Origin of the sequence: Phytoactinopolyspora endophytica (genome assembly GCF_004138495.1) — a bacterium.
Classification (GTDB): domain Bacteria; phylum Actinomycetota; class Actinomycetes; order Jiangellales; family Jiangellaceae; genus Phytoactinopolyspora; species Phytoactinopolyspora endophytica.
The window spans coordinates 433,681-440,275 of the sequence record NZ_ML142849.1 but is presented as its reverse complement, the minus strand read 5'-3'; the positions used below and the strand labels follow the sequence as shown (position 1 = coordinate 440,275).

The 6,595-nt window shown below is 68.4% G+C and carries 6 protein-coding genes; 4 read left to right on the top strand and 2 right to left on the bottom strand.

The window, feature by feature from the left end; genetic code table 11:
• The coding region (locus tag ELR45_RS36490) for a hydantoinase/oxoprolinase family protein (protein ID WP_240759062.1) at positions 1-799 on the top strand (799 nt) is incomplete at its 5' end.
• Between the two features lie 115 nt (positions 800-914).
• Positions 915-2,831, top strand: a complete 1,917-nt coding sequence (locus ELR45_RS01980) for a hydantoinase B/oxoprolinase family protein (RefSeq protein ID WP_129662995.1) — start codon at positions 915-917, stop codon at positions 2,829-2,831.
• Positions 2,832-2,933: 102 nt separating this feature from the next.
• Here ELR45_RS01980 and ELR45_RS01975 read toward each other — a convergent pair whose 3' ends face one another.
• On the bottom strand, positions 2,934-3,695 hold the full coding sequence (locus ELR45_RS01975; RefSeq protein ID WP_165367392.1) for a carbonic anhydrase: 762 nt from the start codon (positions 3,693-3,695) through the stop codon (positions 2,934-2,936).
• 213 nt (positions 3,696-3,908) lie between these two features.
• Here ELR45_RS01975 and ELR45_RS01970 point away from each other — a divergent pair, with 213 nt between their 5' ends.
• Both ELR45_RS01970 and ELR45_RS01965 read left to right on the top strand, forming a co-directional pair.
• Positions 3,909-5,099: a CaiB/BaiF CoA transferase family protein gene (locus tag ELR45_RS01970; protein WP_129663418.1), complete on the top strand. Its 1,191-nt coding sequence runs from the start codon at positions 3,909-3,911 to the stop codon at positions 5,097-5,099.
• The gene (locus ELR45_RS01965) at positions 5,051-5,992 is read left to right on the top strand and encodes an AEC family transporter (RefSeq protein WP_129662991.1); all 942 of its coding nucleotides are present in this window, start codon (positions 5,051-5,053) and stop codon (positions 5,990-5,992) included. Before ELR45_RS01970 ends, ELR45_RS01965 begins: the two co-directional genes overlap by 49 nt.
• 27 nt (positions 5,993-6,019) lie before the next feature.
• Here ELR45_RS01965 and ELR45_RS34390 read toward each other — a convergent pair.
• Positions 6,020-6,595 (bottom strand): M48 family metalloprotease (locus ELR45_RS34390; RefSeq protein WP_205855694.1); only part of this gene is annotated, 576 nt, incomplete at its 5' end.

The following is a 6,595-nucleotide window of genomic DNA, read 5'->3' as shown; positions in this document are numbered from 1 at the left end:
GGTGTCGGCGTGGAACCAGGCCAACGCCCTTCGCCAGGTCACCGTGAACCGTGGCCTGGACGTGCGGGACTTCACCCTGGTGACGTTCGGCGGGTCGGGGCCGTTGCTCGCGTGCCGGCTGGCCGACATCCTGGGTCTCGACGGCGTGCTCGTGCCGATGAACCCGGGCAACCTGTCCGCCTACGGGCTGCTCACCGTCGACGTCCGCAACGACTACGTGCGTACCGCCGTCACGCGGCATCGGGTGCTGGAGCCGGCCGTCGTCACGAAGATCTTCGATGACCTGCTGGCCGAGGCCGATGCCGCCCTGGCGCGCGAGGGATTCGCCCGGGACAACCGGTGTTTCCTGCGCACAGCCGACCTGCGCTACTTCGGTCAGGCCTACGAGGTGCGGGTGGACGTGCCCGACGGCCGCGTCAGCACGGAACTCGTCGACGCCGTCGCCGACCGCTTCCACGCCGAGCACCGCAGGCTGTACGGCTATGACTTCCGCGACGACCCGAACCAGGAGGTGGAGTGGGTGAACCTGCGGGTCACCGGTGTGGGCCCGATCCGGCGGCCGGAGATCGTCGAGCTGCCGCCGGGGACGGGTGCTCGTCCCTTCGGCCACAGGCCCGTCTACGTCGACGGCTGGACGGACACGCCCGTGTACGCACGGGAGACGTTCGGAGCTGGAGACGTCGTGACCGGACCGGCCGTGATCGAGGAGTTCGGCTCGACGGTCCCGATCGATCCGGGATTCCGCGCGGAGGTCGACCGGCTCGGCAACCTGCTCATCAAGCGTGAGGCCGCATCATGAGTCGTCGCAGGGCGCATGGTGCGGTGAGTCCTTCCACAAATAGGACATTCCGCGCTCGGTTACGAGCACTCAGCGCACCAAGCACAGGGGTGGAGCTGGAAGGGGGGAAGACGACATGAACGGCTCGATGCGCCTGACCGATGGCCTGGATGCCGACCCCATCCTGGTGGAGATCGTCGAAGGGTACCTGGCGTCGGTGGAGAAGGAGGTCGAGACCGCTATCGGACGGACGTCTCGGTCACCGATGATCCGCGACGCGCATGACTACCGTGCCGGGATCCACGACCGGCATCTGCGCAAACTGACCGGCCGCTCCTATTCGGCCCTCGTCCACCCGGTGGCCCGGGACTATCCTCCCGAGACGATGAGGCCGGGCGACGTCTTCTTCCACAACGACGTCTATCTCTCCGAGGGCGGCATCGGTCACCTGCCGGACCTGTGCGTGACGGCGCCGGTGTTCCATAGAAGCGCTGCCGACGGGTCCGAGACCGTGGTGGCGTTCATGCAGGCCTTCGGCCACCACGACGATATCGGCGGCACAGTTCCGGGATCGATGCCGTCGCGCGCGACGAGCGTGTTCGAGGAGGGCCTGATGGTTCCTCCGATCAAGCTGTGGGATCAGGGGGTGCCGAACGAGGCGGCGCTGAAGATCATGACCCGCAACTCCCGGATGCCAGAGTCGCTCGCCGCGGACCTCGACGCCGAATGCGCGGCCTGCCTGATGGGCGCCCGGAGGCTGGCGGAGCTCTTCGACCGGTACGGAGCTGGAGCCGTCGAGGCATGTTTCGACGCGATTCTTGAGCAGACGACGCAGACCTACCGGCGGGAGGTGTTGTCGAAGATCCCCGCGGGAACGTACGTCTGGGAGGACTACGCCGAGCACGACGGCGTCGACGAGCCGCGCCTGCATACTCAACGCATCACGCTCACCAAGACGGACGGCGACGAAGCCGGCGGCGTGGGCGCGGGCCCGAAGCTGATCATCGACTTCGCGGGGACCGGTCCGCAAGCCAAGGGGCCGATCAACCATGCCGGGGACTACGCCGACGGGGTGTTCCTGAAGAAGTGGCTGGCTCCGATCCTGCGCAACCTCGCCGATAACCCGGAGCGGATGGCCGAGCTCGACGTGAACGAGGGGGTCGTGCCGCTGATCGAGATGCGGTTCCCTGCCAAAGGCACCCTGCTGACCCCGGAGTTCCCGGCGCCGACCAACGCGCGCACGTTCGTCATCCTGCGGATGCTCGGCGTGCTGGCGGGCGCGGTGGCCAAGGCCGTCGACGGCAGGATGCCGGCCGACCAGGAGACCATCCGGTACACGGGCGTCTACGGCGCCGACGCCGACGGCCACCCGTACCTGATGCGCGAGGTGCTCGGCGGCGGGTCCGGCGGGCGGTACTACGCGGACGGGGAGGACACCATCCACGTGGTACCGGACTCGCGGAACCTGCCGAGCGAGTTCAGCGAGTCGCGGTTCCCGTTCCTCGTCGAGCGGCTCGGCCTCGCTCTCGACTCCGGGGGACCGGGGCGCTACCGCGGCGGGCTCGGCTACGAGAAGCACATCCGGATGCTGCGCGACGCGTCGTTCATGTCGATCGCCGACCGCGCGATCCTGTCCTGCTGGGGCGTCCGCGGCGGCAAAGCCGGCCGCCCGTTCCAGGTGACGGTCGACCCTGGAGGCCCAGGGGAGCGGGACGTCGACGCGCTCGCCGACGACGAGCCGATCCGGGCCGGAGAGGTGATCCGGATCCGCACCACCGGGGGCGGGGGATGGGGCGATCCACTCGAGCGTCCGTACGACGAGGTGATGCGGGACATCCGCTGGCGCAAGGTCTCGTTCGAGGGTGCCCGCGCCGACTACGGCGTCGTCGTTCACGGGACCGCCGACGAGCCGACGCTCGACGAAGCGGCCAGCGACGAGCTGCGCGCGTCGCGGGGCGAACGGCGCACCGCCGACGAGCCTTTCTTCGACCGCGGTCCGGGCTACGCGCAGCTGTCCGGGGGACACTCCGCCGCCGACGTCGATTGGCTCTGACCTGGTGACCGCCCTTTCGCCGCCGCGCTGCCTGCGCCGGCGGAACGAACGACATGGTGGTCGCGGGAGCAACGAGAACGTCGGCTTCCGGGGCGGGTGCGGTTACAACTTCCGCTCGACTCGGCCGGTGGCCAGGTCGTACACGGCGACAACGATCTGGATCCGGTCCTGTTCCACCGCGCGGCGGATCGATGACGAGCGTGCGGGCAGGGCCTCCGCCACCCGGCGCGCCTGCTCGTTGACGCTGGCGGCGAGGAACTCGTCCTCGCCCAGGTCGTCCGAGACCGTGAGCACCGCCGGTTCGACCGCCTGGACCAAGGCGGCGACATGGCCACGGGGCTGGGCGTCACCGCGGACGGCGTCGATCGTGGCCTGTACCGCGCCGCATCCCGAGTGACCGAGAACGACCACCAGCGGTGTGTCGAGATGTTCCACGCCGTACTCCAGGCTGCCGAGGACCGCCTCGTCGAGCACCTCGCCAGCGGAGCGGATAGTGAACAGGTCGCCGAATCCCTGATCGAACACGAGTTCCGGCGGAACCCGTGAGTCGGCACAGCTGAGGATCGAAGCGATCGGATGCTGTTCGTCGATGAGGGAATTGCGCCAGCTGCTGTCCGAGTGCGGATGCTGCGGCGTGCCGTCGATGAACCGGGCATTCCCCGCCTCAAGCATGTGCCACGCCTCGTCGGGGCCGATCCGTGGATCGTCTCCGTCGGTGTCCTGGGCGGCAGGGCGTTGTGCGGATGTGGTTGATGGGGAGGCTGTGCTCGGATAGGCGCCACATCCGCCGAGCGTGGCGGCTGCGGCGGTGAGAAGCCCGAAAGCGCGGCGCCGGGAGAACCGGCCGTCGTAGGCGTCGATCACGGCCTGTACGTTAGGTCGCTCGCATGGCGACGGCCACCGGAATCGTGAAGGTTCGTGATGTGGCGTGAAAGTTCTCACAGCCGGTCGTGCGACCGCGAATTCAGGTTTCGGCATAGTGTGCCGTCAACATGGGCCTACCGGTAGCCGTACGCTGCGACGGACAACTGGCACCCGACCGTCACGCGGAGGTGATCGGTGAACGGCACTGAGGAGATGCCCGGGCAGGTCGGTCCACTGGCCGGATACGTCGTCGTCGACCTGTCCCGCGCCTTGGCGGGGCCGCACGCAGGCATGATGCTGGGCGACCTGGGCGCGCGGGTGATCAAGGTGGAGGCGCCGGAACGAGGCGACGAGTCGCGAGGCTGGGGGCCGCCGTTCGTCGGGCCCGACGACCACCAGGTGTCCACGTACTACCTGTCCTGCAACCGGAACAAGGAGTCGGTGACCGCCGATCTGAAGAGCGAGGAGGGACGGGAGTTCCTCACCCGGCTAGTGCGCCAGGCGGACGTGCTGGTGGAGAACTTCCGCACCGGCGTTCTGGACCGTCTCGGATTCACCGTCGAACGGCTGCATGAGCTCAACCCGGGCCTGGTCATCCTGTCCGTCACGGGGTTCGGACATGACGGGCCGGAGGGTGGGCGTGCCGGCTACGACCAGATCGCTCAGGGCGAGGCCGGGCTGATGAGCATCACCGGCGAGCCGGGGTCGCCGACCAAGGTGGGCGTGCCGATCGCCGACCTGCTGGCCGGCATGTATGGCGCAAACGGGGTACTCGCCGCCTTGCTGGAGCGGGAACGGACGGGGCGGGGCCGAGTCGTGCGGACGTCGCTGCTGGCTTCCGTCGTCGGTGTGCATGCCTTCCAAGGCACGAAATGGACCGTGGCCGGTGAGATACCGGCGGCGACCGGGAACCACCACGCGTCGATCGCGCCGTACGGGTTGTTCCGGGCTGCCGACGGCGCGTTGCAGGTGGCCGTTGGGAGTGAGACACAGTGGCGCTCGTTTGCCGGAATCGTCGGACTCGATCCGGACGACGCGCGCTTCGCGACCAACGCGGACCGGGTGAGCCGCCGGGTGGAACTGGTCGACGAGATCGAGCGGGCGTTCAGCGCCGGAACCCGCGACCACTGGCTGGGCCTGCTGGAGAAGGCGGGGATCGCCAGCGGCAAGGTCCGCGGCATCGACGAGGTCTACGAGTGGGAGCAGACGCGCTTGCAGGGGCTGCTGGTCGACGTCGAGCATCCTGTGCTGGGCCGGATGCAGCTGCCGGGGCCGCCGCTGCGCTTCGACGACGCCCAGCCGCGCACCCATGTTGCGCCACCACTGCTCGGTGAGCACAACGAGAGCGTCCGCGCCTGGCTGGACGGGGAGGGCGAGGGCTCCCACCCGGAGCGTGCCGGCTGACCGACACCCTGCCTCTGATCATCGTCTTCGTCGCGAGCTACGCGGCAAAGCGGGCCGGGCTGCTCCGCTCCGACGACGGCGGCGCACTGTTGCGCGTGGTGTTCTACCTGGGCTATCCGCCACTGATCTTCCTGTCGATCCTTCGGGTGGACGTGGACGCGTCGTTCCTGCGGTTGTGCCTGGTGGCGCCGGTTGTCATCGGAGCGTCGCTTCTGGTGGTGTTGCTGCTCCGACGCTCCCTGCTCAGGCATATCGACAGGCGGACGTTCGGCCCGTTCCTCGCCGGTGCGGCGGTCATGAACACGGGCTTCTTGCTGCCGTTCGTCGAGCGGACGGCCGGACCCGAAGGCGTCGCCCGTCTGGTGATCATCGACACGTTCGTGGGCGTCACGGCGTTCTCGGTGGTCTACGCCGCTCTGGTCGGGATCGGCCATGAGCGCGCGGATCCGGGTTTCGTGCTACGGAAGCTTGTCCAGTCCGGGCCGCTCTGGGGACTCGTTGCCGCTGTCGTGGTCAAGCTCGCCGGGGTGACTCCGCCGGTGGTGATCATGGACTCGTTCGAGGTCGCCGCGCGGATCGTCGGCACCACGCTGCTCATGGCGCTCGGTCTGAAGTTCGAGCTGCGTGTGCGGCGCCCCAGGCTGCTGTTGCTCTCGTTGGCGTTGCGGTTCGGGCTGGGAGCGGTGTTCGGGGCGATCTTCATCCGGCTCGCCGGCCTGGACGGGATCGACGCGCGCGTCGCGATGTTCGCGAGCATCGCCCCGATCGCCTACAGCGCGATCACCTTCGCCGAGATGGAGAGGCTGGACGTGCGGTTCGCCGCGTCGCAAGTCTCGATGGGAATCCTGATCGCCATAGCAGCCTCTCCATTGACGGTCCAGCTGCTCTTGTGACCGACCGTGTGGTGCCGTCGTCGCGGCTCATCTGGCGAGGTCACGGGAGAGGTCGGCGAGTCGGTCTATTCGATTCTGCACCGGCGGATGCCATCCGAGAACGCGGTCGACGACGTCGGAAGTCTGTTTGCCGGACTTCTCGTCGGGGAGTTGGATGATCGACATCGAGGACAGGGTGTTGAGATCGCGCAGTTCCTTCTTCGGGAAGGCAGGGACGTGAGCACTCAACGTGCTCAGCGCTGCGGCGAGCGCCGCCGGCCGGGCGGTCAGCATGGCAGCGGTACGGTCGGCCGCGTACTCCCGGTATCGGCCGAGCCTGGTGAGTACCACTGTGACGGGTAGCGCAGGCAGCAGGATCGCGGCCACAGCGCCGAGCATGAGCGGAATGAACACGGTGGTGGCGACCGCCCGGAGAAGGCCAGTCAGCGGCACGACGGTCCAGTCGAGCAAAACTCGACGACGGCGTGTGACGGTTTCGCGAGAAGGGGACCCGTCGGAGGTGGAGCCGGGGTTGGTTGCGTCACCGTTGCCGGAATCGCCCGAATCGAACGTGTCGTCCGAGTCGTCGTCGAAGAACACAGTCCATCCGTGGCCGCATCTCTG